At 70.4% G+C, this 22,504-nt stretch carries 24 protein-coding genes; 7 read left to right on the top strand and 17 right to left on the bottom strand.

Annotated elements, in window-relative coordinates; genetic code table 11:
• Positions 1-430 precede the first annotated feature (430 nt).
• The 7 genes from ABZU76_RS21385 to ABZU76_RS21355 all read right to left on the bottom strand — a co-directional run bounded on the left by ABZU76_RS21385 (position 431) and on the right by ABZU76_RS21355 (position 6,522).
• On the bottom strand, positions 431-853 hold the full coding sequence (locus ABZU76_RS21385; protein WP_220243369.1) for a DUF5709 domain-containing protein: 423 nt from the start codon (positions 851-853) through the stop codon (positions 431-433).
• 77 nt (positions 854-930) lie between these two features.
• Positions 931-2,574, bottom strand: coding sequence for a RecQ family ATP-dependent DNA helicase (locus tag ABZU76_RS21380; protein WP_354872134.1), 1,644 nt, complete (start codon positions 2,572-2,574; stop codon positions 931-933).
• 65 nt (positions 2,575-2,639) lie between these two features.
• Positions 2,640-2,987, bottom strand: coding sequence for a UBP-type zinc finger domain-containing protein (locus tag ABZU76_RS21375; protein ID WP_354872132.1), 348 nt, complete (start codon positions 2,985-2,987; stop codon positions 2,640-2,642).
• 42 nt (positions 2,988-3,029) lie between these two features.
• On the bottom strand, positions 3,030-3,671 hold the full coding sequence (locus tag ABZU76_RS21370) for a DNA-3-methyladenine glycosylase 2 family protein (protein ID WP_354872129.1): 642 nt from the start codon (positions 3,669-3,671) through the stop codon (positions 3,030-3,032).
• A gap of 31 nt (positions 3,672-3,702) precedes the next feature.
• Positions 3,703-4,476 carry an SDR family oxidoreductase gene (locus ABZU76_RS21365; protein ID WP_354872126.1) on the bottom strand — a complete coding sequence of 258 codons (774 nt, stop codon included), beginning with the start codon at positions 4,474-4,476 and terminating at the stop codon, positions 3,703-3,705.
• 127 nt (positions 4,477-4,603) lie between these two features.
• Positions 4,604-5,629 carry a LacI family DNA-binding transcriptional regulator gene (locus ABZU76_RS21360; RefSeq protein WP_354872123.1) on the bottom strand — a complete coding sequence of 342 codons (1,026 nt, stop codon included), beginning with the start codon at positions 5,627-5,629 and terminating at the stop codon, positions 4,604-4,606.
• Between the two features lie 113 nt (positions 5,630-5,742).
• Positions 5,743-6,522: an IclR family transcriptional regulator gene (locus ABZU76_RS21355; RefSeq protein WP_354872121.1), complete on the bottom strand. Its 780-nt coding sequence runs from the start codon at positions 6,520-6,522 to the stop codon at positions 5,743-5,745.
• A gap of 235 nt (positions 6,523-6,757) precedes the next feature.
• On the opposite strand from ABZU76_RS21355, the gene ABZU76_RS21350 reads away from it, so the two are divergent.
• Complete coding sequence (locus tag ABZU76_RS21350; protein WP_354872118.1) at positions 6,758-7,192, top strand: cupin domain-containing protein; 435 nt, start codon at positions 6,758-6,760, stop codon at positions 7,190-7,192.
• Positions 7,193-7,242: 50 nt separating this feature from the next.
• Complete coding sequence (locus ABZU76_RS21345; protein ID WP_354872116.1) at positions 7,243-7,572, top strand: LuxR family transcriptional regulator; 330 nt, start codon at positions 7,243-7,245, stop codon at positions 7,570-7,572.
• Between the two features lie 44 nt (positions 7,573-7,616).
• Here ABZU76_RS21345 and ABZU76_RS21340 read toward each other — a convergent pair whose 3' ends face one another.
• From ABZU76_RS21340 to ABZU76_RS21325, 4 genes are all read right to left on the bottom strand, one after another.
• On the bottom strand, positions 7,617-9,341 hold the full coding sequence (locus ABZU76_RS21340; RefSeq protein ID WP_354872114.1) for an FAD-dependent oxidoreductase: 1,725 nt from the start codon (positions 9,339-9,341) through the stop codon (positions 7,617-7,619).
• Positions 9,342-9,401: 60 nt separating this feature from the next.
• The gene (locus ABZU76_RS21335) at positions 9,402-10,157 is read right to left on the bottom strand and encodes an SDR family oxidoreductase (RefSeq protein WP_354872111.1); all 756 of its coding nucleotides are present in this window, start codon (positions 10,155-10,157) and stop codon (positions 9,402-9,404) included.
• Between the two features lie 94 nt (positions 10,158-10,251).
• Positions 10,252-11,571: an NAD(P)/FAD-dependent oxidoreductase gene (locus tag ABZU76_RS21330; RefSeq protein ID WP_220243380.1), complete on the bottom strand. Its 1,320-nt coding sequence runs from the start codon at positions 11,569-11,571 to the stop codon at positions 10,252-10,254.
• Positions 11,572-11,681: 110 nt separating this feature from the next.
• On the bottom strand, positions 11,682-12,281 hold the full coding sequence (locus tag ABZU76_RS21325; protein ID WP_354872109.1) for a TetR/AcrR family transcriptional regulator: 600 nt from the start codon (positions 12,279-12,281) through the stop codon (positions 11,682-11,684).
• Positions 12,282-12,385: 104 nt separating this feature from the next.
• Here ABZU76_RS21325 and ABZU76_RS21320 point away from each other — a divergent pair, with 104 nt between their 5' ends.
• Genes ABZU76_RS21320 through ABZU76_RS21310 form a run of 3 tightly spaced genes read left to right on the top strand, consistent with a single transcriptional unit; the run spans position 12,386 to position 14,929 of the window.
• On the top strand, positions 12,386-13,306 hold the full coding sequence (locus ABZU76_RS21320) for a 2-dehydropantoate 2-reductase (protein ID WP_354872106.1): 921 nt from the start codon (positions 12,386-12,388) through the stop codon (positions 13,304-13,306).
• Positions 13,306-14,388 carry an enolase C-terminal domain-like protein gene (locus tag ABZU76_RS21315; protein ID WP_354872103.1) on the top strand — a complete coding sequence of 361 codons (1,083 nt, stop codon included), beginning with the start codon at positions 13,306-13,308 and terminating at the stop codon, positions 14,386-14,388. Before ABZU76_RS21320 ends, ABZU76_RS21315 begins: the two co-directional genes overlap by 1 nt.
• A 16-nt stretch (positions 14,389-14,404) precedes the next feature.
• Positions 14,405-14,929, top strand: a complete 525-nt coding sequence (locus ABZU76_RS21310) for a TIGR00730 family Rossman fold protein (RefSeq protein ID WP_354872100.1) — start codon at positions 14,405-14,407, stop codon at positions 14,927-14,929.
• Between the two features lies 1 nt (position 14,930).
• On the opposite strand, the gene ABZU76_RS21305 is transcribed toward ABZU76_RS21310, so the two are convergent.
• The 4 genes from ABZU76_RS21305 to ABZU76_RS21290 form a co-directional block, all read right to left on the bottom strand.
• A complete protein-coding gene (locus tag ABZU76_RS21305) occupies positions 14,931-15,692 on the bottom strand; it encodes a formylglycine-generating enzyme family protein (protein ID WP_354872172.1) in 762 nt (253 codons plus the stop codon).
• Positions 15,693-15,904: 212 nt separating this feature from the next.
• The gene (locus ABZU76_RS21300; RefSeq protein ID WP_354872097.1) at positions 15,905-16,333 is read right to left on the bottom strand and encodes a VOC family protein; all 429 of its coding nucleotides are present in this window, start codon (positions 16,331-16,333) and stop codon (positions 15,905-15,907) included.
• A 25-nt stretch (positions 16,334-16,358) separates the two neighbouring features.
• Entirely contained in the window at positions 16,359-18,065 is a 1,707-nt protein-coding gene (locus ABZU76_RS21295; RefSeq protein ID WP_354872094.1) for an MOSC and FAD-binding oxidoreductase domain-containing protein, read from the bottom strand.
• 90 nt (positions 18,066-18,155) lie between these two features.
• Positions 18,156-19,022 carry a DUF427 domain-containing protein gene (locus ABZU76_RS21290; RefSeq protein WP_354872091.1) on the bottom strand — a complete coding sequence of 289 codons (867 nt, stop codon included), beginning with the start codon at positions 19,020-19,022 and terminating at the stop codon, positions 18,156-18,158.
• 116 nt (positions 19,023-19,138) lie between these two features.
• Here ABZU76_RS21290 and ABZU76_RS21285 point away from each other — a divergent pair, with 116 nt between their 5' ends.
• Together ABZU76_RS21285 and ABZU76_RS21280 are read left to right on the top strand one after the other, a co-directional pair.
• Positions 19,139-19,741 carry an ABATE domain-containing protein gene (locus tag ABZU76_RS21285; RefSeq protein WP_354872089.1) on the top strand — a complete coding sequence of 201 codons (603 nt, stop codon included), beginning with the start codon at positions 19,139-19,141 and terminating at the stop codon, positions 19,739-19,741.
• A gap of 10 nt (positions 19,742-19,751) precedes the next feature.
• Complete coding sequence (locus tag ABZU76_RS21280; protein WP_354872086.1) at positions 19,752-20,669, top strand: pyridoxamine 5'-phosphate oxidase family protein; 918 nt, start codon at positions 19,752-19,754, stop codon at positions 20,667-20,669.
• Here the strand turns inward: ABZU76_RS21280 and ABZU76_RS21275 are convergent.
• Positions 20,666-21,271 carry a CGNR zinc finger domain-containing protein gene (locus tag ABZU76_RS21275; RefSeq protein ID WP_354872084.1) on the bottom strand — a complete coding sequence of 202 codons (606 nt, stop codon included), beginning with the start codon at positions 21,269-21,271 and terminating at the stop codon, positions 20,666-20,668. The two genes, ABZU76_RS21280 and ABZU76_RS21275, sit on opposite strands and share 4 nt — an antisense overlap.
• A gap of 5 nt (positions 21,272-21,276) precedes the next feature.
• Positions 21,277-22,434 (bottom strand): MFS transporter, encoded by a 1,158-nt coding sequence (locus ABZU76_RS21270; protein ID WP_354872081.1) that lies wholly within the window; start codon positions 22,432-22,434, stop codon positions 21,277-21,279.
• Positions 22,435-22,504 lie beyond the last annotated feature (70 nt).

Here is a 22,504-nt window from a genome sequence, read left to right as displayed (position 1 = left end):
TCGGACCTTCGGGGGCAGTTGCGCCGTGTCCAGCGGCGCCCAGCGCAGGTTCGCTCCTGGCCGGCCGAACCCGACCGCACGGCGGCGTGTGCGGCGGAACCTCGGCGAGGAGGGCGCGCCGTCTTCCCCGCGACCCGGGCCAGTTCGCTCGCGGCAAGCGGAATCCGATCAAACGGCGCGGTGAACGTCGGAACTTCCGCGAGGCAGTTGCGCCGTCTCCAGCGGCGCCCCGCGCACGTTCGCTCCGGCCCACGGAACCCCACCGAACGGCGGCGGGAACGCCGGGACTTCAGCGACGCAGTTGTGCCGGATTCCCTGCGCACCGGGCCAGTCCTAGGCCTGGCCCGGCGTACTGCCCGTACCGCGTCAGCCGAGGAGGGTGGTGTGGGAAACCCCGCACCACCCCGACCTCAGTGGTTCCCAGCTGTTCTCAGTAGGCCTCGGGGTCGTCGACCACGTGGACGGCGGCTTCCTCCGCGGAGGCGGCGCCGCCGTCGATGCCGACGTCGGAGGCGTACAGCTCGTCGTCGGAGTCTTCGCCGGAGCCCTCGTCGGCGGCGACGAGGCGGCCCGCGCGGAAGTCGCCGAGTTCGCCGTCGATGAGTTCGCCGTCGGTGTCCTCGCTGTCGCCGAGGTCGTCGCCTTCCTCGGGCTGCACGTCGGGCACCTCGCGGGCGAGGCGGCCCTCCCAGCTTTCGCCCTCGCGCTCTTCCTCGGGCGTGGTGCCGAACTCGTCGACCTCGTACGGCTTCTCCGGCGGCGAGTAGCCCTCGTCGTACGGATCGCCGTCCTCGAGGGTGTCTTCAGGGTCGAGCACGCCGGTGTCGGCGTTGTCCTCGATGTCGTCGTCCACGGACGGCTCCTCTCTCCGGGCGCACCCAGTCTCGCGCCCGAGTCGGGAAGTTACCAGGCGAGCCCGCGCACGTTTGTTCAGCGCGGCTGGAGGATGCCGGACGAGATCGTCGACGCGGTGAGGTGCTTGTAGCCCACGCTGGGGAAGTAAACGAGCAACTCGTGTTCGTCCTGGGACAACAGTTGTCCGTCTCCCCACAGGCGGTGGTGCACGGGGGCACCGCCGGAGACGTCGGCGCGCTGATGTTCGGTGGTGTGAGCCGCACGGTCGTTGTCGCAGTTTTCACACGGCGGTGTGTAGTTCTCACCGAAGTATGCGAGAAGTTCCGCACGGCGGCACCGCGTGCTTTCGGCGTATGCGCGCGCGGCCTCGATCCGGCTGGTGAGCACGGCCTGGCGGCGCCGGTCGAGGTCGACGAGCTGGTCGGCGAGCTCGGCCGGCGGTGTGAGTTCTTGTTCGCACTCCACCACGCGGTGGTGGCCCGACCCCGTGACGCCGACGAAACCCAGCTCCGCCAGCTCGTTGACCACCCGCTCGACGGCGTGGGCGGCCACCCCGGCGCTGGCGGTCAGGTCGGTGAGCGTCGCTTGCCGAGGCGAGTTCTCGACCGCGTCGACCACCAGGTGCACGGTCTCCTCACCCAGGTGCGTGCGGGCGGCGAGCAGGCGCGGGATACGGATGGTGCGCGGGTCGTGCACGAGGACGGCCACGGCGGGCTCCCCGTCGCGGCCGGCGCGACCGATCTCCTGGTAGTAGTCGTCGATGCTCGCGGGCACACCGGCGTGCACGACCGTGCGGATGTCGGGCTTGTCGATCCCCATCCCGAACGCGCTCGTGGCGACGACGACGTCCAGCTTCCCGGCGAAGAAGTCGTCCTGCACCTGCGCGCGGGCGGCCGCCGTCATGCCGCCGTGGTAGGGCGCGGAGCGGAAGGCGTCGAGGCGCAGGCGGTCGGCGAGGGACTCGCAGCGGGCGTGGGTGAGGGCGTAGACGAGCGCCGGGGTGTCGTGCTGGATGAGGACGTCGACGCACCGGTCGTCGACGGCCCGCGCCTCCGGTTTGCTGGGCTGCGTCGGGCGCATCGAGAGCGAGATGTTGGGCCGGTCGAAGTCCGCGACCACCACCTGCGCATCGCGCATCCCCAGCCGGCGCGTGATGTCCGCCTGCACGGGCGGCGACGCCGTGGCCGTCAACGCGAGGATCGGCGGCCGGCCGAACTCGGCGATGGCGTCGGTGAGCCGCAGGTACTCGGGGCGGAACTCCTGTCCCCATTCGCTCACCAGATGTGCTTCATCCACCGCGAACAACGTGACATTGGTGATCGCCGCACGTGTCTCGGCGTTGGTGAGCTGCTCGGGGCCCAGGAAGACGAAGTCCAGCTCGCCCTTCTCCAGCCGCGCCAGCGTCTCGCGGCGCTCGTGGACCTTCTGGCTGGAGTTGAGGAGCTCGGCGTTGATGGTGCGGTCGCCGTAAGGGCGTCCCGCGATGGACCGCAACTGGTCGCGCTGCAACGCGATGAGTGGAGAGATGACCAGCGTCAACCCACCGAGGGCGAGGCCGGCGACCTGGTAGATGGCGCTTTTCCCGCTGCCCGTGGGCAGCACCGCCAACGTGTCCTGCCCCGCCACGACCGCGTCGGCCGCCTGCACCTGTGAGGGCCGAAGTGCGAATTCGAACAACGCACCCGCGACGTCGGTGGGATTCGGACGTGAGCTGGTCATGTGTCGAAGGTACTGCCGGCCCGGGCTGCCCGGCCGTCACCACGACCAGGCAGCCCGGAACCAGGTCAGTGAAGCTGCTCGGCCCAGTTCGCCGGCAGGCGGTCGGCCGGGCCGGGGGCAGCCTGCGTGAGCGGGTGGTGCGTCGGGGCGGCCAGTTCGGGGCCGCGTTCGTACATCACTTCCTCGACGTAGTCCCAGAACCACTCCTCGCCGGGCTCGAAGCTGCGGACGATGCGGTGGCCGGACGAGGCGGCGTGCGCACTGGCGTGCTGGCCGGGCGACGAGTCGCAGCAGCCGATGTGGCCGCACTGCGCGCAGCGGCGCAGGTGGAACCACCAGCCCTGCGGACTGGCCGCATCACAGTCGGCGCAGCCGTTGCCGCTCGGCGCCACCGCGGGGTCGACACCCTCCACGTGTTTCTCCTTTGCGCGAAAAGTCCTGTGGCACCAGCTTAATCACAACCGCGGCGCCTGCTCGGCCAGTTGCCAGAGGTACAGGCACGCGAGCGTGCGGTACGGCCGCCACGGCTCGGCCAGCCGCGTAAGCTCTGCCGGCGTCGGCCGGGCGGACAGCCCGTAGGCCCGTTCGACGCTGCGGCGCAGCTCGAGATCACCGGTCGGTAGCACGTCAGGGCGGTGCAGGTGGAACATCAGGAACATCTGCGCGGTCCACACGCCGATGCCCTTGACCACGTCGAGCTGCGCGATGACCTCGTCGTCGGGCAGCTCGTTGAGCGCGTCGAGGTCGAGGCGGCGCGCCAGGATGCAGTCGGCGAGCGAGCGCAGCGACACCGTTTTCGCGCGCGACAACCCGACGGCCGGGCGCAGCTGTTCGGGGTCGTCGGCCAGCAGCTCCTCCGGCGTCGGCAACCGGCCGCCGAAGCGGTCCTTCAGCTTGTGGAAGATGGCGCGCGACGCGTGGATCGAGATGTTCTGGCTGACGATCGCGCGCACGAGCACGCCGTAGTTGTCCTTCGGGATGTCCGGGTCGCCGGCCAGCGCCGGGTCGGGCGGCAGCTGGGGCGCCGGCCCGACGATCTCGTCCATGACCCGGCCGAGGACCGGGTCGGCGTGGCGCAGGTGCTCCTCGGGTGTCATCAGCGGGATGTTACGCCAGGTCAGACGGGGTCTAGATCGTCTGCGTCATGCCGCCGTCGAGGATGATGTCGGCGCCCGTGAGGTTGCCGACGCGGCCACTCGCCAGGAACGTCACCAGGTCCGCGACCTCCTCGGGCCGCGTGAACCGGCCGGTCACGGAGTCGGCGGCCGCCTTCGCCGCGACGTTGCCGGGCTCCGCGCCCACGGCGCCCCCGACCGTCTCGGCGACGCCGCCCTTGCCCAGCCACAGGTCCGTGGCGACCGGGCCTGGGCTGACCGTGTTCACGCGGACGCCGCGCGCCCCGACTTCCTTCGACAGGGACTTGAAAAAGCTGAGGCACGCCGCTTTCGCCGCGCTATAGTCGATCACCAGCGGGTCGGGCAAGGTCGCGTTGACCGAGCACACCGTGACGATCGCACCGGTCCGCTCCAGCAGCGACGGCAGCGCCGCCCGCGTGGTGCGCACGGCCGACATGAAGTCGAGGTTCAACGTCGCCAGCCAGTCTTCGTCCGTGACGGAGGCGAAGCCGTCGGGCCGGGGCCGCACGGCGCCGACGTTGTTGACCAGGATGTCGATCCCGCCCACGCGCGCCACGGCCTCCTCGACCACCCGCGCCGCGCCGTCCGGCGTGCCGAGGTCGACCGCCACGGTCTCGACGGGCAGTTCCTTGAGGTCCCCGTCGACGTTGCGCGCCGCCGCGACGACCTGAACGCCCTCCTCGACCAACGCCCGCGTCACCGCCAGCCCGATCCCCCGGCTCGCACCGGTGACGAGCGCCGTCTTGCCGCGCAGCAGCAGGTCCATCGGAGACTCCTTCAAGCGTCGGTCGTGCTTCCCGGGAGAAGCCTAGGCGGGGTGCCAAGCCGGGAGCCACTACTGCTGAATACCCGGCTGCAATCGTTCACAATGGGAAAGGCAACGGCAATTCGGGTCAGTTCGTGCGCAAAGGCGCCGTGGAACGCCGGTTGACCAGCTCGACCGGCAGCACGATCGACCGCGGCCCCTGCTCGGGGTTTTCCAGGTTGTCGACGAGAAGTTTCGCGGCTTCGCGACCCAAGTCGTACTGCGGAATGCGGATGGTCGTCATCGGCGGGGAAACGTGGTCCATGAACGGGGTGTCGTTGAAGCCGATGATGCTCGCGTCGTGCGGGCACGTCATTCCGTGTTCACGCAACGCGTCGTAACAGCCGAGCGCGATCAGGTCGTTTCCGGCGACGATCGCGGTGAAGTCGATCTTCTCGTCGCGCAGGAGTCCACTGAGGACACGGTGACCCTCGCGTTGCGACCACGCGTCGCATTGCGCCACGCGTTCGGGCTCGCGGTCGAGGCCGTGATCGGCGAGGCCCTGCACGAACGCGCGCTTGCGGTGCACACCGGTCGAGAGATCTTGCGGACCCGCCAGGTGGACGATCTTGCGGTGGCCCAGCTCCACGAAATGACTGAGCGCGAGGCGGACGCCGTGGTCGTCGTCGGCCGTGACCGACGGGATGTCGCGGCGGTCGACGGTGCGGTTGACCAGCACGAGCGGGTGGCCCTGGCCGGCCATCTGCTCGACGGTGTCGTCGTGGAGGCGCGACCCGGCTGAGATGAACCCGTCGACGCCGCGCGAGAGGAACGCTTCGATCGACGCGGCCGTGATCTTCGCGTCGTCGTCGGTGTTGGCGATCCACGTGCTGTAACCACGCTCGCGCAGGATGTCCTCGGCGCCGCGCACGATCGGCGGGAAGATCGGGTTGGTCAGGTCCGGCAGCAGGAGGCCGATCGCCATCGACCGGGCGGTGCGGAGCGTGCGGGCGCTGAGGTTGCCGGAGTAGCCGAGCTCGGTGGCGGCGCGGAGCACACGGTCGAGCGTCGCGCTGTTCACCAGGTGGCGACTGGTCTCGTTGAGGGCCCTCGACGCGGTCGCGACGTGGACCCCGGCGCGCGCGGCCACGTCCTTCAAGGTCGCTCTTCGCACGACGGCAGTATACGCAGAGGCGCCGGGCGGCCCGCCTATTTCGGGTGCGATTTCCGCGCCGGGCTCGACACGACGGGCGCGAGTGCCACACATTGTCTTGCAAACGATTGCAGCTAGCGCGGAGTGCTCGCCCAGCGCGCCGACTCGTTGATGAGCCGTGCGCTGATGAGGCCGGCGGCGTTGGTCACCGACGCGCGGGCCGACGCCACGACGGCCGTGGTGAACATCGTCGCGGGGCCGGCCAGCGAGACGCCGCCGACCGCGTGGCCCGACGCGTCGAAAATCGCCGCCGCGACGGACATCCGGTCCTTCTGGAACGACCTCGACGCCAGGAACCCGTCTTGCCGCGCGCGGACGAGCTCTGCTTCGAGCTCGTCGAGGTCGGGCGGCGGGGTCGAGCTCTCCGCACAGCACTTCTCCACGTGTGCCACGACCTTGTCGAACGGCAGCCACGACAGCGCTGCCTTGCCGCACCCGGTGAGGTGCGCGGGGGCGCGCTGGCCGACGCGGTTGTGCATCGGGATCTTGCAAGTGCTGGCGTTGCGATCGAGGTAGACGACCCAGCCCTGCGTGAGCTGGCCCAGGTGCGCCTCCTGCTCGGGCGCGCGGACCAGGCGGTCGAGGATGCCCTCGGTCGCGCGGACGAGGCCGGTGCGTTCGATGATCTGGCCGGCGAGCTCCAGCAGCAGCGGGCCGAGCTGGTAACCGTTGCCGGAATCCTCCAGCATTCCCTCGGCGACGAGGGTGCGGCACAGCTCGTGGGCGGTGCTGCGCGGGATGTCCGCGCGGGCCGAGACCTGCCGGACCGACAGGACACCCACCGTGGGCGAGAAGGCGCGCAGCACCTTGCAGGCCTTCACCACCGACGCCACGCCACCACGCGTTTCATCCATCTGCCCACGATAGGTCGAGTGCCGGCGTTTTGGCCGGAAAGTGTCCGGCTCTGCCGGACGGCATCGGAGTGTTCGCCGATCACAACCAGGTGTTCATTCCCGAACGCCAGATGTCCCCCATCGCACCATTCTTGGCGGAGACATCACAAGAAGACACACCGCTGTCACAGATCGCGGCCACGTCTTGTCTCAGCTCTCGGAAGGACAACCGACACCAGGTCCGTGAAGGAAGCTCATGAGCGTGGAACATTCGCACCACCTGCCGAACCCCAAGTCGAGCGCGCCGCCGCCGAAGATCGAGCTGGTGGCGACCGCGGAGGGGGCGCCGGCGGCACCCGAGGGGGCCGTGCCGATGACCATCCTGGTCACGTTGCCACCCGGGAGTGACGGGGCGCCGCCGCACCGGCATTCCGGTCCGGCCTTCGGGTACGTGCTCAAGGGCGAGATCATCTTCGAGCTCGAAGGTGACCCGCAGCGCGTCGTCAAGGCCGGGGAAGCGTTCTGGGAGCCCGGATTCGACGTGATCCACTACCAGGACGGCAACAACCTCGACGACGCCGAGTCCCAGTTCGTCGTCACGATGTTCTGCGCGCCAGGACAGCCGATGCTCATCCCGGTGAGCGACGAGGAGCTCGAGCAGCGCAAGCACCTGCGAGCGCCCCGCCCGTGACCCGGAACGGGGGCCGGCTGCCAAAGCCGGCCCCCTCGGTAAGGAGCACCATGAACCTGATCACCCTCGCCGAGACCCACGCCGGGCTCGCGGCGCAGGCGTCCTCCGGGCGCAGCGCGGTGACCGTCCACGGTGGACACGAGCACGCTCTGCGCCAGACCGTGATGGCGCTGGGCGAAGGCGAACACCTGCATGAACACGAACACCACGGGGGCGAGACCACCGTGCTCGTCCTGCACGGGCACATCCGCCTGGTCACCGGTACCGAAGGCCAAGGCGCGGCACCCGGCGACTTCCTCGTGCTCCCCGAGGGACGGCACCGCATCGAAGCCGAGACCGACGCGGCGATCCTGTTCACGAACGTCGTGCAACCCCAGTAAAAGTAAAAAAGGGGGCTCTCCCGACCGGGGAGAGCCCCCTCAGGTCACTCGACCAGTTTCCCTTCCGAGGAAACCTCCCGCATCAACGCGGCGATCTCCGCAGGCACCGGCGGCAACGCTTCCCGCTCGATCCGCCCGGGCCCGGACCACACGAGGTTCACCCGCATCGACTCGTCCAGCTTCGGGTAATCCGAGCGGTTGTGGCAACCCCGCGTCTCGCGCCGTTCCACCGCGGCCTCCAGGGTCGCGCGGCAAGCCAGCGCCGAGGACTTCAGGTCGAACGCGTGCGCCAGGTCCTGGAACCCGGCCAGGTCCGGGTGGACCCCGACGTTCTTCATCCGATCCTCGAGCGCGTCCAGTTCGGACAGTCCCGCGAGCAGACCCTCCTCGTCGCGTACGACACCCGCGTGCTCGGTCATCGTGTTGCGCAAAGAACGCTGCAGGGCCCGAACGTTTTCCGGACCGTCGGCCGCCAGGAGCTCGTCGACCTCACCGCGAGCCTCCGCCTGCGCGCCGGCGGAACGGCGTTGCGCAGACAGCGAAGTCGAGTACTCCGCCGCCGCCTCGCCGACGATCCGGCCGTACACCAGCAGCTCGATCAGCGAGTTGCCGCCGAGCCGGTTGGCGCCGTGCAGACCGCTCGCCGCCTCACCGATCGCGTACAGGCCCTCGACACCCGTGCCGTGGTCGGACGAGCGAACCCAGACGCCGCCCATCGAGTAGTGCGCCGTGGGCGCGATCTCGATCGGGCTCTTCGTGATGTCGAGCATCTGCAGTTCCAGCAATGTCTGGTACACCCGCGGCAGCCGCTGCATGATCGTCTCGCGCGGCAAGTGCGACACGTCGAGCCACACGCCGCCGTTCGGTGTGCCGCGGCCCGCCTTGATCTCGGTGTACGCGGCCAAAGCCACCCGGTCGCGTGTGGACAGTTCCTTCCGCTCCGGGTCATAGCGGTCCATGAACCGCTCGCCCAACGCGTTGCGCAGCTGTCCGCCCTCGCCGCGAGCGGCTTCCGACACGAGTGTGCCCGCCGCGTTTTCCGGTTCCAGCAACCCGGACGGGTGGAACTGCACCAGCTCCGGGTCGCGGATCCGGCCGCCGGCCAGCACGGCGAGACGGAACGAGTCGCCCGTGTTCTCGTCGCGCCGCGAAGACGTGCGGCGCCAGATGCGCGTGTGCCCGCCGGCGGCCAGGATCACCGAGTCGGCGTGGATCACGTAGCGGGTGCCGTTGTCGAGATCGAAGCCGTATGCGCCGAAGACCACGTTGTCCTGCACCAGGATTCGCGTGATGTAGACGTTTTCGAGCATCCGCACGTCGAGCTGCGCCGCCCGGTTCACGAGCGTCCGCTGGATCTCCAGCCCGGTGTAGTCACCGGCGAAGGCGGTGCGCCGGTAGGTGTGCGCGCCGAAGAACCGCTGGGAGATGCGGCCGTCGGCCTCGCGGGCGAAGGGCATGCCCCAGCGTTCGAGGTCCTCGATGCCGCGCGCGGCGTTCTGCGTGACGACCTGCACCGTGTCGGGGTGCGCCAGGAGGTAGCTCTCCTTGATGGTGTCGGCGGCGTGCTGCTGCCAGCTGTCCTCGGGGTCCATCGTCGCCAGCGCCGCGTTGATGCCGCCGGCGGCCAGCGTGGTGTGGGCGTCGCCTTTGGACCGCTTGCCGACCACGAGCACGTCGACGCCCCGCTCGGCCAGCTCGATCGCGGCGCGCAACCCGGATCCGCCCGTGCCGATCACCAGTACCGACGTCGCGACCTGCTGTTCTGTCATCGAGTTCCCTCCTAACGGGATGCGCGGGTGGCACCGGAACGGGACCACCCGCGCGAGGAATCACTTCCTGGGCGGGTTGGCCGGGAGCCAGTCCGCGAACTTGATCTGCCCGAGCTGGGCCCCCTCGTCGGGCAGCAGGCCCTTCGGCCCCGGCTTCTCGCCGAAGTACCGGGCCTCGGGGTCGACGGTGACCTCACGCGGGTCGTTGCGGAAAGTCAGGGCCTCGCGCACCCAGCTCTCCATGGTGAAGACCTCGGGCCCGCCGATCTCGGTCATGCCGTTGAGCGGCGAACCGGCGGCGGCCTTCGCGACGGCACCGGAAACCTCGGACGCCGCGATCGGCTGGATGCCCGCGTCGGGGAGCTTGACGACGTTGCCCTCGGTGCCGCCGTCGGCGATCGCGCCGACGAACTCGAAGAACTGCGTGGCCCGCACGATGGAGTAGGGCAAGCCGGAGTTCTTGATCAGCTCTTCCTGGGCTACCTTCGCGCGCAGGTAGCCGGATTCGGGCAGCCGGTCGCTGCCGATCACCGACAGCGCGACGAAGTGGCCCACTCCCGCGCCCTTGGCGGCCTCGGTCAGGTTCGTGGTGGCCGCGCGGAAGAACGCCATCACGTCGTCGTCGGCGAACGACGGCGAGTTCGATACGTCCACCACCACGTCGGCGCCCTGCAGTACTTCCTTGACGCCTTCGCCCGTCACCGTGTTCACGCCGGAGTTGGGCGACGCCGGCACCGCCTCGTGGCCGTGCTCCGTCAGCAGGCTCACGACCCGCGAGCCGATCAGGCCGGTACCGCCGATGACGACAATCCTCATGATGCGCCTTTCGCTGGGTGTCCCCGGCCGGCCCGGGGACTTCGCACCAGCCTCGACAAGGCGGACCGCGGATCTGTGACAGTGCCGCCACGGATCACCTGATCGGGTCACCTCCGGACACGAACGCGTCGCGCGGGTGCTCGACCGAGGCGAGCGACACGATGTCGCGGCCGAAGAACGCCGCCGTGAGCCAGATCGCGAGCACGCGGACCTTGCGTTCCCAGCTCGGCACGGCCAGCACGTGGTAACCGCGATGCATGAGCCACGCCAGCACGCCCGTGATCACGATCCGGCGGTACTGGAAGATGCCCTTGCCGATGCCGAGCGTCGCGACGGAACCCAGCCCGTGGTGCACGTACGGCTTCGGTGTGCGCCCGCGAACATGCGCTGTGAGGTTTCGAGCAAGCAGCTTGCCCTGGCGCAACGCGTGTTGTGCGTTCGGCACCGTCCGCGCCCCCGCCACCGGCGACGCGAGGTCCGGCACGGCGGCGTCGTCACCCGCGCCCCACGCTCCGGGCACCGGGTCCGTCTCGGTGCCCACCCGCAGGTCGGCGCGCACGACCAGCAGGCCGCGCTCGTCGATCGGCAGGTCGGTGTGGTTGTGCACCACGGGGTTGGCGGCGTTGCCCGCCGTCCACACGATGAGTGCGGAATCGAACTCCTCGCCCGTCGAGAGCACCACGTGCCCGTCGACGGCCGAGCGAAGCTGCGTGTTGAGGTGCACGTGGGCGCCGCGCTGTTCGAGCGAGCGGACCACCCACCGCCCCGGCTTGTCGGTGACCTCGGGCAGGATCCGGCCTTGCGCCTCCACGAGGTGGAAGCTCAGCTCGTCGCGGCCGATCTCCGGGTACGACTTCAGCAGCGCCGTCGCCAGCGACAGCAGCTCCGCGAAGCCCTCGACGCCCGAGAACCCGCCGCCGACGAACGTCACCGTGAGCAGCTTCCGCCGCGCCGGCCCCGGCTCGAGCGCCGACGCGCGGTCGAACGACGTCAGCAGCCGGTCGCGGATCGCGACGGCCTCCTCCACGTGCTTCATCCCGATCGCCTCCTCGGTGACGCCGGGGATCGGGAACTTGCGCGTGACGGCGCCGGCCGTCACCACGATCTCGTCGTACTCCAGCTCGAACTCCGGCCCCTCGACCGGCCGCACTACCACGCGGCGGTTCGCGTGGTCGATCTCCGTGACCGCCCCCGCCACGATCCGCGTGCGCTTGAGGTGCCGCCGCAGCGACACCGCCGCGTGGCGCGCCTCGATCGATCCGGCCGTGACCTCGGGCAGGAACGGCTGGTAGGTCATGTACGGCCGCGGGTCCACGACAGTGAGCTCCGCCTCCGAAGGCCGCAACCGCTTCTCGAGTCCCCAGGCCGCGTAGAAACCCGCATACCCGCCGCCGACCACCAGGATCCTGCGCATTTCGCTCCTCGCTCTCTTGCCCTGCACAGGAGAGACAAGACAGCGATGCCGGATGTGACAGGTTTGCCCCGTTCGAGTGGGCGCCGTCACGAGGTGGGCGCCCAACGGCCTCAGACCGAGGCAGGAGCCTCGGCGGCCAGGCCGGCGAGTGCGCTGTCCGCGATCGACTGCAGGGTGGTGCGGCCCGGGTTGGTCTTGGCGAGCACGTTCATGCCCTGCACGACGGCCACCAGCAGGGGCGCGGATTCAGGGCCCGCACCCGGACGGAGTTCGCCGGCGGCGCGGGCGCGGGTGAGGGCGCCGGCGAAGCTGGTGCGGAGGTTGGCGAGGTGTTGTTCGAACATCGCGGCCAGGGCGGGGTCACGGTCGGTGAGTTCGACGAGCGAGTTGGTGACGAGGCAGCCCCAGCGGCGGCGGCCGTCGACCATGGCGTCGACGAGGTGGGCGAAGTAGTCGCGCAGGCCGTCCATCCCGCTGGGGGCGACGTTGAGCCGCTCGACGGCCTCGGCGGACACGGTTGCCGCGTAGGAGCGGAGTGCGGCGACGAACAGGGCGTGTTTGTTTCCGAACGCGGCGTAGACGCTGCCGGGCTGGATGTCCATGGCCTGGCACAGCGCCTGGATCGACGTGGCGTCGTAGCCGCGCTGCCAGAAGATATCCAGGGCGACGCCGAGGGCTTCGTCGACGTCGAAGGTGCGTGTGCGTCCCACGCCGTAATAGTAGAGTAAGCGTTCAAGAATATCGACACCACAGAACCAGCATGGTAGAAATCCAGGGCACGCAACTTGGACGAGCGATCAACTAAGGGGATCAGATGCGGGTCGTGGTGATGGGCACCGGCGGAGTGGGCGGCTACTTCGGGGCACGGCTGGCCCAGGGCGGCCACGACGTGAGCTTCATCGCCCGCGGCAAGCACCTGGAAGCGTTGCGCACCAACGGGTTGAAGGTCGAGAGCGCCTTCGGCGACCTGCACCTGCCGAAGATCGACGTGACCGACGACCCGACACAGCTCGCCCCCGCCGATCTCGTGTTGTTCGGGGTGAAGCTGTGGGACACCGAGACGTCCGCGGAGCTCATCAAGCCGTTGCTCACCGAGCAGACGGCCGTGGTGTCGTTCCAGAACGGCGTGGTCAAGGACGACATCCTGCGCCGCGTCCTCGGGCCCGAGCACGTGATCGGCGGCGTCTGCTACATCGCCGCGACGATCGCCGAGCCGGGCGTCATCCGGCACACGGGCACGCTGCAGAAGCTGGTGTTCGGCGAATACGACGGCACCATCTCGGCGCGTGTTCGGAAATTCCACGACGCGTGCGCGGAAAGCAACATCGACGCGGAGATCAGTACCGGCATCGAACAGACGATCTGGGAGAAGTTCGTGTTCCTGGTCGGCCTTTCCGGCACCACGAGCACCGCGCGCACCACGATCGGCCCCATCCGCGCCAACCCGCGCTCGCGGGCGTTCCTGCACGACGTGATGGCCGAGGTCGTCGAGGTCGCGCGCGCCCAGGGCGTGGCGCTGCCCGCCGACTACGCCGACGACCGGCTCGCCTTCACCGACGGCGTGCCCGAAGGCATGACCTCCTCGATGCACCACGACCTCGAACGCGGCAACCGGCTCGAGGTCACGTGGCTCAGCGGCGACGTCGTCGAGCGCGGCAAGGCGCTGGGCGTGCCGACGCCGTGCAACCGCGCCATCACCGACATCCTCGCCGTGCACAGCGAAGGCCACCGCTGATGAGCCTCACGGTCCGCTCGGTCGAAGCCACGCTCGTGCTGGTGCCGATGCGCCGGCCGCTCGGTACCAGCGCCGCGCGCGTCTCGGCGGCGCCGTTGCTGCTGCTCGACCTGCACACCGAGGAAGGCGTGACCGGGCGGGCGTATTCGTTCTGCTACCTCGAAGCCGCCGGCCACGCCGCGGCCGCACTGGTCCGCGAGGTGCACGCCACGTTGGCCGGCACCGCGGCCGATCCCGCGGCGGTGCGGTCGACGCTCGAAGCGAGGTTCAAACTGCTCGGCGTGCAAGGGCTCGTCGCCACCGTGCTGTCGCTCGTGGACACCGCTTGCTGGGACGCGCTGGCCATCGCCGCGGGCCTGCCCCTGGCGCGACTGCTCGGCGCGCCGCTGAAGCCGATCCCCGCGTACAACAGCAACGGCCTCGGCCTGATCGAACCGTCGGCCGCGGCCGACGAAGCCCAGGAACTCGTGGCCGAAGGCTTCCGCGCGGTCAAGATGCGGCTCGGTCGCCCGGCCGCCGACGATCTGGCCGCCGTGCGCGCCGTCCGTGCGGCGGTCGGCCCGGACATCGAGGTCATGGCCGACTACAACCAGGCCCTCGACCTGCCCGACGCCCTCGCCCGCTGCGGCGCGCTCGACGAAGAAGGCCTGTCGTGGTTCGAAGAACCCGTGCGCCATGACGACTACGCGGCCAACGCCCAGCTCACCGCCACCCTGCGCACCCCCGTGCAGATCGGCGAAAACTTCGCCGGCCCCCGCGCGATGGCCGTCGCGCTGGAGCACGACGCGAGCGACTTGGTCATGCCCGACCTGGACCGCATCGGCGGCGTCTCCGGCTGGCGCGACGCCGCCGCCCTGGCCGGCACCCGCGGCATCCCGCTGTCGTCGCACCTGTTCCCCGAGGTCAGCGTGCACCTGCTCGCCGCGACACCGACCGCGCACTGGCTCGAGTACGTCGACTGGGCCGCCCCGATCCTGCGCGAGCCGCTGCGGATCGCCGACGGCCACGCGACACCGCCCGACCGCCCCGGCAACGGCCTGGAGTGGGACTCCGAAGCGGTCGCGCGGTACCGCGTGGGCTGAGCTTTATAGTCCGGCCATGAACATCTGCGTCTTCCTTTCCGCCGCCGACCTCGACGAGCGTTACACCGAGCCCGCGCGCGAGTTCGCCGACCTCGTCGGCAAAGGCGGCCACACGCTGGTGTGGGGCGGGTCCGACCGCGGCCTGATGAAGGTCGTCGCCGACGGCGTACAGGCTTCGGGCGGGCGCCTCGTCGGGATCTCGGTGGAGCTGCTGCGCGCCGCCGCCCGCAAAGACGCCGACGAGATGGTGATCACCGCGGACCTCGCCGAACGCAAGGCGCTGCTGCTCTCGCGTTCCGAAGCCGTGGTCGTGCTGGCCGGCGGCCTCGGCACCCTCGACGAGGTCACCGAGGTCCTGGAACTCAAGAAGCACGGGCTGCACCACAAGCCGATCGTGCTGCTCAACACCGACGGCTTCTACGACGGCCTGATCCTGCAGCTGCGCCGCATGGAAGACGACGGCTTCCTGCCACTGCCGCTCGACGACCTCGTGCGCTTCGCCGCCGAACCCGCCGACGTGCTGGCGTACCTCGAGTCCTGACTCAGACGTCGGCGGCGGTGCGGAAACCCGTGTTGCCGCTGGAAGAATCGGGAGTGTTGCCCGTCCGGGCGGCGACGCGGTAGCGATTGCAGTAGGACTCTTGGCACAGGTAGGACCCGCCGCGCATCGACCGGTTTTCGGGACCGAACCGGTCGGCGCACCACTCCCAGACGTTGCCGGACACGTTGTACAGGCCGAAACCGTTGGGCGAGAACGCATCCACGGGCGCGGTGCCCACGTGGCCGTCTTCTTCCGTGTTGTGCACGGGGAACCGGCCCTGCCAGATGTTGCACCGGTGCGCGCCGCCGGGGGTGAGTTCGTCGCCCCACGGGAACCGCGCCTGGTCGAGCCCGCCGCGCGCCGCGTACTCCCACTCGGCCTCGGTCGGGAGCCGACGCCCGGCCCACGCGCAGTAGGCCAGGGCGTCGTTCCAGGACACGTGGACAACGGGGTGGTCCCACCGGTCCTCGACGCTGCTGTGCGGTCCTTCAGGAGCCCGCCAATACGCGCCCGCGACCCCGCACCACCACGGCGTCTGCTCCGGCCGCGGCGAGATCTTCCGCAGCGCACCGGGCACGAACTTCGCGAACACGTACGTCCAGCCGAAGCCCTCGGCCTCCGTCCGGTGCCCGGTGGCCTCGACGAACTCGGCGAAGCGTGCGTTGGTCACCGCGTGGGCGTCGATGGCGAACGGTGCCACCGTGACTTCCCGCACCGGGCCCTCCCGATCGTCGGGGAAACCGTCGGCGTCGTCGGTCCCCATTCGGAAGCTGCCGCCGGGCAAGGTGAGCAGACCGTCCGCGTTGGTCGCGAGCCCGGCCGGGACCTCGGCGGCCACGGAATGGTGCGAAGAGCGCGAAGGCGGACAACATTCGGACACGGGATGGGAACCTCCTCACCCGCACAGTAACTTCCCGAACAGCTGCTGACACTTTCCACACAACCAAGGGCAGTTTCCGCACATCCGCCGACCTGTCAGGCGCGGTACCCGATCTCCTGCACCACCCACGTGTTCCCGTCCGGGTCCGCGAAGTCGAAGGCGCTCGCGTAGTCGCGGCGGTCGGCGTCGAGGCCGGGTGCCCAGTCGCCCTGCCAGTCGGCAAGGTTGGCCTTGTGGCGGAAATCGCCGACGGGGACGCCGCGGCCGGCGAGCTCGCCGCGGGCGGCTTCGAGGTCGGTGACGACGAGGTAGGTGGTGCGCGCCGAGCCCGGGGCGGCATCGGTGAGGCCGGTGCCGAGCTGGACGGAGCAGGCGGAGCCGGGCGGGGTGAGCTGGACGACGCGGTAGCCGTCCTGCGGGTGGTAGTCGACGTCGAGGGAGAACCCGACCTGGTCGGTGTAGAACTTCAGCGATTTGTCGACGTCGCCGACGGCCAGGGTGAGGACCTCGAGAGCCCAGTTCATCGTGGTGTTCCTTTCGAGCACGGGGTTACATGTCCAGGACGAGATCGGCGTGCGGGGTGGAGCAGCACACCAGCGCGTGCCCCGGAGCCGGCGGCTCCAGCGGCGAAGGCGAGTAGTCGACGGAACCGGAGAGCACGGGCGTCACGCACGTGTGGCAGACGCCGCTGCGGCAGCTCCAGCGCGCGGGCACGTCACACGCCTCGGCGAGTTCCAGCAGGCTGCCACCGGGGAACGGGGCCGAGATGCCGCTGCGCGCGAACGTGACGGTCGGCCCGGTTCCGGGCGGTCCCTCCGGCGCGTGCGGCGGGCGCGCGGTCTGGCCGACAAGGCCGGGGTTGATGGCGTCCAGCGCGCCGAACAGCTCGCTGTGGATGTGGGACGCGGCCAAACCTGCCGAGGTGAGGGCGGCGGTCATGTCCGTCATGAACGCCACCGGGCCGCAGAGGTACGCCGACGCGTCGGCGGGCACACCCAGCTCCACCAGTGCGTCCTTGGTGAGCCGCCCGGAATGGGCTCCCGCCGCGGTCCGTTCCTCCGCCGTCGCGGCGCTGTAGAAGATGTCCACGCGGCCACCGGGCAACGCGGCGACCAACTCCCGAACCTCGGCGGCCAGCGGGTGTTCCGCCGGCCCGCGCGCGCCGTGGATCCACCACACCTCACGGGTGCTGCCCTGCCCGGCCAGCTGGTGCAGCATCGCCAGCACCGGTGTCGCACCGATCCCGGCGGACACGAGCAGCACCGGCGAAGAACCGTCGCCGAGCACGAAGTCGCCTCGCGGCGCGGCCACGTCCAGCACCGCGCCTGCCGCCAACCGCGTGGTCAGGTACGTGCTCGCCACGCCCTCGCGCTTCACGCTGATGCGGTAGCCGTCGGAGCCAGGCGCGGAGGAAATCGAGTAGCTGCGCACCGGGGCCGGTGTGGCGGCGCCCGGGACCAGCAGCGTCAGGTACTGCCCGGGCCGGGCGGCAGGTAGCGCGCTGCCGTCCTCGGCTTCGAAATACACCGACGTCACCGAGGTGCTCTCGGGCCGCACCGCCGCGACGCGCAGCGGGCGGAAGCCGTCCCACGCGGGTCCCTGAGCGACGGTCCCGATGCCCAGCAGCTCCTCGAACGACTGTCGCCACCCCGGGCTCAGCGCGGGGATCCCCGCGGCGACGCGCAGTTTCTCGCCGTCCTTCCCAGGCAGGTACAGCAATGCATCGGTATCGGCCACGCTCAGCGCGCCCGGCCCGGTGCGCGTCTTCACGATCGGGTCGCCGGCCGTGAGGTGGCCCTCGCGGATGACGCGGAAGTAGAACCCCGGCCGGTGGTGGGCCACGAGCAGCGCGGGCAGCTCCGGCTCGCCGAGCCGCATGCCGACGCGGTAACACGTGACTCGCGGCTGCGTGACCTCGAACTCGGCCTCGCCGATGCGATAGCGGTCGCCGATGCACACCTCGTCGTCGGGTAAGCCGTCGACGGTGAGGTTCTCGCCGAACGAGCCGTACTCCAGGCCGTCGCGGCCGAAGTGCTGCTCCCAGTGGCGGTACGAGCCGATCTGGTAGACGAACACGGCTCGCTGCTCGCCGCCGTGACCGCCCTTGTCGCCCTGGCCGTCGCCGTCGATGTTGAGGCGGCGAACCATGGCCGGACCGTCGACGGAGTGCTTCCACACTCCCGTGTAGACGGTCTTGCCCTGCCAGGACACGTTTTTCGGCAAGCCCACGTTCACCGAGAGCACTTTTGCGGTCATGCCAGCACCTCCTGCGCCGCGACGACGTACCACTGTGGCACGGTTCCTACCGGTTTCCCCGGCTCGTTCGGATTCGGTAATGCTCGCCCGTCAAGCGGTGCGCTTCTCGATCTCGTCGGTGTCGAGGCCGCGGTCGACACCGTGCGCGATCACGGTCTGGCCGGGCGCCAGCGACTGCCGTGCGCCGTCGAGGTAGACCTCGATCTTGTCCGGTTCGAAGGACACCAGGCCGGAGACGCGTTCGACCTCCGTCCAGGCCTGCTCGTACGACCAGGCAGCGCCGGCGTGGGAGCCGATGTCGTAGTAGCTCGCGAGTCCCTTGTACGGGCAGAACGTCTGCCCCTCGATCGGGGTCAGCGCTCCGTCCACGATGTCCTCGCGCGGCACGTACCAGCGCGGCGCGAAGCCGGACTCGTACAGCACCACCGGGTTGTGCGTGTCGGCGATGACCCGGTCACCGTCGCGGACGACGAGGTGACGCGACGTGCTGCGGATGTCGTTGCGGTGGTAGAGGTCCGCGGCGTGGCCGACGATCCGGTCGTCCTCCTCGTAGAAGGCCTCCATGGCGCGCCACGCGAAGGCGACGCGGTCCTTCAGCACGTCGGCGTACTCCGGCAACCCGGTGTACTCCCACGCCGCACGGTCGGCGCGGCCTTCGCCGGCGGCAACCGTGTACCACGTGGTGTCGCCCAGCTCGCGGTGCTTCGTCACGCGGCCGCTCGACTCCAGCACGCCGTCGGCGACGGCGGTCTTCGGGAAGAACGCCACCGGGTAGTGGCCCGGTTCGTGCAGGAGCAGCACGTCTTCACTGTCGACGATCCACTCACCACCGAAGCGGACCCGCATCCGCCTGCGCAGCGGCTCCACGAAGAGCAGCCGCTCGGGCAACGGCTCCGGGGTGAGGAACCTGCCGACCGACCTGGTCGAAAGCGGTCCCTGCTGCCATGCCAGTCCCATGACTTTCGCCTTCTTTCTCGCTAACGGATATTCATACTGTATATCCGTTAGCTCGACGAGCACAAGACCTCTTCAAAAGCTTGTCGACGGCCATGACTAATGCGTACACTCATGCCATGAGCAGTAGTGTCAGCCTGGAGGACCTGCAACGGGCCGGCTTCCCGATGGGCGGCGAGCCGCTGGTCGCGCTGGATCTCGCCGACACGCTCGCGGCCGAGACGGAGCCGGGCAACGGCGACCTCCTCGCCTCACCCGAGCGCACGGCCGCCTGGTGGCGGCTGGAGCTGCCGCGGCTGCCGGGGTCGGCGGCGCCGGACCTCGTGCCCACGCGCCGGCTGCGGTCCGCGATCCGGGACCTGCTGGAAGCGCACCTCGACGGCCGCGGGCCCGCGCCCGCGTCGCTCGAGGAGGTCAACGCGGTCGCGGCGGCCGTGCCGACGAGCCCGCGGCTCGAAGCGCACGAGGCCTGGGAGACGCACACGCGCTGGCACAGCGAGCACGGCGGCAACGTCGCACTGGCGGCCATCGCGCGCGAAACGATCGAACTGTTCGCCGACCCCGCGCGCCTCGCCCGGCTGCGCCGCTGCGCGAACCCCGACTGCACGATGTTGTTCCTCGCCACGAACCGGCGTCGCCAGTGGTGCGCGGGCAACGTCTGCGGGAACCGCGTGCGGGTCGCCCGCCATTACCGCCGCACCCACGACCAGCAAGCCGGATGAGAGGGCACACATGACCACCCAACCGATCACCACCGGGTTCCACAGCGGTGAGCTGAGCGTGCAACGGCAGGCCGGGCTCGAGTTCGAAGCGGCGCGGCTCGAAGGCATGCTCACGCCCGCGCACCTGAGCCGCGGCGCCGAGGGTTTCCTCGCGCAGCGCGAGTTCGCGGCCGTCACGGCGCGCGACGCCGACGGGACACTGTGGACGTCTCCCCTGCTCGGGCCCGCCGGTTTCCTGGAGGGTTTCGACACGACACTGGTCGTGCACACGCGCCCCGGCGCCGGCGATCCGCTGCACGAGCTGCCCACGGGCGAGCCGGTCGGCCTGATCGCCGTCGAGTTCGCGACGCGGCGCCGGTTGCGGGTGAACGGCACCGTCGTGGCCGCGGCCGAGGGCGGGTTCCTCCTCGACGTGGAGCAGGCGTACGGCAACTGCCCGTCCTACATCCAGCAGCGCCGGCTGGAGATCGACCCCGAGCCGGCACCGGCCGCCGTCGAACGATCCGACGCCCTGACTGACGCCCACCGCGCCCTCATCCGCCGCGCGGACACGTTCGTCCTCGGCACGATCCACCCGACGCGCGGCGCCGACTCGTCCCACAAGGGTGGCGAGCCCGGCTTCGTCCGCCTCGACGGGGACGACGTGTGGTGGCCGGACTACGCGGGCAACAACCTGTTCAACAGCCTCGGCAACATCACCACCGACCCCGAAGCGTCGCTGCTGTTCCTCGACTTCACCACCGGCACCACGCTCCAGCTGACCGGCACCGCCGCGCTCGAATGGGTCGCCCCCGGCACCGCCGGCGAGGACGACGCCACGGGCCGCCGCGTCCGCTTCCACCCGACGCGGGTGGTGTCGCGTACGGGAGTGCCGCTGCACGCGTCGGGCGTCGTGCCGTCGCCGCACAATCCGCGAGTGACGACTTAAGAGTCCACAGTAGACACTGCCCGTTCCCGGAAGGCCGCCGCTTTGCTGCTGTTGCCACAGCGCTGCATGGAGCACCAGCGGCGCGGGCGGCCGCCTGGAGTGTCGAGAAAAAGCATGCGGCACAACGGCGAGTCGCAGGCGCGGAGGTGGGTTCGACGGGCCGGGTCGGTGACGACGTCGATGGCGTCACGGGCCACGGTGGCCAGGGCCTGGGCGGACGTGCGGAGGCGGGGGCCTGAAGCCAGGCGGCCGTCGACGGCCAGCTCCAGACGCGGCGGTTCCGTGGCGAGGACGGCGTAGGCCTCGATCGTCGCGGCTGCAGTGGGGTCCACCGGGGCGTCGGCCATGACGTCCGTGACCACGCGGAACACGGCCTCCCGCAAGCGTTGTGCGTCGAAAAGCGCGGCCTCGGTCGCCTCGCCCGGGAGCAGCGGCAGGCCGACGCCGGTGGCCCACGCGCCGAGGCGGGCAGTGTCCCCGAGGCGCTCGATGGCCGCGGTCGGGCGACGGCCGAGGGTGGCGACGAGGTCGAGGGCGCGGGAACCGGCGTCGAAGCGGAGTTCCTTGAGCTGGGCGGTCACGCGAACGCGGGGCTGGGTCACCGCGATCACCGCGCCACGCGAGCGGGGAAGGGCGCGGTGACGACGACCAGCACCACGCTCACTCCGGCGGCGACCACGAAGGCCACGGGCGCCGGGATGACGACGTCGACCGCCGCGAACAGGTACGGCGCCGTGAAACCGAGGTACGCCAGGCAGTAGAACACCGCCGTCACGCCGGCGAGATCGGCTGCCTCCGCGAGCGCTTCGACGCGGCTGAGCCCACCGACCAGCAGCATGCCGTAAGCCGCGCCCAGGACCACGGCGGCGGGGAGCGTCAGGAGAGCCCGCCCCAGCTCCGTCGACAGCGCGGCGAGCAGGAACCCCGCCACGGTCAGGCCGAGGCCGCAGGTCAGCACCAGCGGGCTGCGCCGTCGTTCCAGCGCGCGGGCCACCGGCTGGACGAGCAACCCGCTGCCCAGCGTCAGCCCCGCGATCACACCGCTGCTCGCCACGGGTGCGACCGGCGCGGGCAACAGCGTCGGCAGGACCGCGAAACTCGTCGTCGCCACGCCGAACACCAGCGGCGCGCTCGGCACGATCCGGCGGAGGAACTCGGGACTGGTCAGTGCGTGCTTGAGTTCGCGACGCCGTCCTCCGGAAGAAGCCGCGCCCGTCACGGTTTCCGGAACGTTCCACGCCAGCACGCCGACCACCACCGTCACCGCGAGGTGCACCAGGTACGGCACCACGGCCGGCGCCGGCAGCCACTGCGCGAGGACCCCGGCGACCAGCGGCCCGCTCCCGAACCCGACCGACAGCGAAATCGCGGCCCGGCGCGCACCCGCTCCCGGACCGGCGTCCGTGGACAGCTCCTTGATCCACGCGCTGCCCGGCCCGAACGCGGCACCCGAAGCGACACCCGCGACGAGCCGGCCGAGCGCCAGCACCCACGTCGACCCGGCGCCGAACAGCAGGATCACCGAAGCCAGCGCCGAAAGCACCAGCACCGGGCGCATCACGCGGCGCCGGCCGAACCGGTCGGAGAACCGCGCGCCCAGCAGCAGTGCCGGAATCAGCCCGACCACATACGCGCCGAAGATCGCCGTGACGATCGTCGGCGAGAGGTGCTCCTGGTCGCGGTAGACGATGAGCAGCGGCGAGAACTGGTTGGCTCCCCAGCCGACCGCGAGCACCGCCGCGCCGACCCTGGCCCACGGGCTCATGGCTCCTCCAGTCCGTTAGTAACCTCAGTATGAGTTACTAACAGCTCCCTGGCCACCCCGCGACGGTGTG

This window comes from Amycolatopsis sp. NPDC005232 (assembly GCF_040607795.1).
In the GTDB taxonomy this organism is placed as follows: Bacteria; Actinomycetota; Actinomycetes; order Mycobacteriales; family Pseudonocardiaceae; genus Amycolatopsis.
Note: the sequence above shows the minus strand (reverse complement) of the source record. Positions and strands in the feature narration are given on the sequence as shown.

Coding starts and splice junctions, on each gene's coding strand:
- ABZU76_RS21315 (WP_354872103.1), top strand. CDS start 13,306: ATGAGCCTCACGGTCCGCTCGGTCGAAGCCACGCTCGTGCTGGTGCCG.
- ABZU76_RS21380 (WP_354872134.1), bottom strand. CDS start 2,574: ATGACCAGCTCACGTCCGAATCCCACCGACGTCGCGGGTGCGTTGTTC.
- ABZU76_RS21290 (WP_354872091.1), bottom strand. CDS start 19,022: ATGGGACTGGCATGGCAGCAGGGACCGCTTTCGACCAGGTCGGTCGGC.
- ABZU76_RS21285 (WP_354872089.1), top strand. CDS start 19,139: ATGAGCAGTAGTGTCAGCCTGGAGGACCTGCAACGGGCCGGCTTCCCG.
- ABZU76_RS21330 (WP_220243380.1), bottom strand. CDS start 11,571: ATGCGCAGGATCCTGGTGGTCGGCGGCGGGTATGCGGGTTTCTACGCG.
- ABZU76_RS21310 (WP_354872100.1), top strand. CDS start 14,405: ATGAACATCTGCGTCTTCCTTTCCGCCGCCGACCTCGACGAGCGTTAC.
- ABZU76_RS21280 (WP_354872086.1), top strand. CDS start 19,752: ATGACCACCCAACCGATCACCACCGGGTTCCACAGCGGTGAGCTGAGC.
- ABZU76_RS21305 (WP_354872172.1), bottom strand. CDS start 15,692: ATGGGGACCGACGACGCCGACGGTTTCCCCGACGATCGGGAGGGCCCG.
- ABZU76_RS21300 (WP_354872097.1), bottom strand. CDS start 16,333: ATGAACTGGGCTCTCGAGGTCCTCACCCTGGCCGTCGGCGACGTCGAC.
- ABZU76_RS21365 (WP_354872126.1), bottom strand. CDS start 4,476: ATGGACCTGCTGCTGCGCGGCAAGACGGCGCTCGTCACCGGTGCGAGC.
- ABZU76_RS21345 (WP_354872116.1), top strand. CDS start 7,243: ATGAACCTGATCACCCTCGCCGAGACCCACGCCGGGCTCGCGGCGCAG.
- ABZU76_RS21320 (WP_354872106.1), top strand. CDS start 12,386: ATGCGGGTCGTGGTGATGGGCACCGGCGGAGTGGGCGGCTACTTCGGG.
- ABZU76_RS21340 (WP_354872114.1), bottom strand. CDS start 9,341: ATGACAGAACAGCAGGTCGCGACGTCGGTACTGGTGATCGGCACGGGC.
- ABZU76_RS21335 (WP_354872111.1), bottom strand. CDS start 10,157: ATGAGGATTGTCGTCATCGGCGGTACCGGCCTGATCGGCTCGCGGGTC.
- ABZU76_RS21350 (WP_354872118.1), top strand. CDS start 6,758: ATGAGCGTGGAACATTCGCACCACCTGCCGAACCCCAAGTCGAGCGCG.
- ABZU76_RS21270 (WP_354872081.1), bottom strand. CDS start 22,434: ATGAGCCCGTGGGCCAGGGTCGGCGCGGCGGTGCTCGCGGTCGGCTGG.
- ABZU76_RS21295 (WP_354872094.1), bottom strand. CDS start 18,065: ATGACCGCAAAAGTGCTCTCGGTGAACGTGGGCTTGCCGAAAAACGTG.
- ABZU76_RS21355 (WP_354872121.1), bottom strand. CDS start 6,522: ATGGATGAAACGCGTGGTGGCGTGGCGTCGGTGGTGAAGGCCTGCAAG.
- ABZU76_RS21370 (WP_354872129.1), bottom strand. CDS start 3,671: ATGACACCCGAGGAGCACCTGCGCCACGCCGACCCGGTCCTCGGCCGG.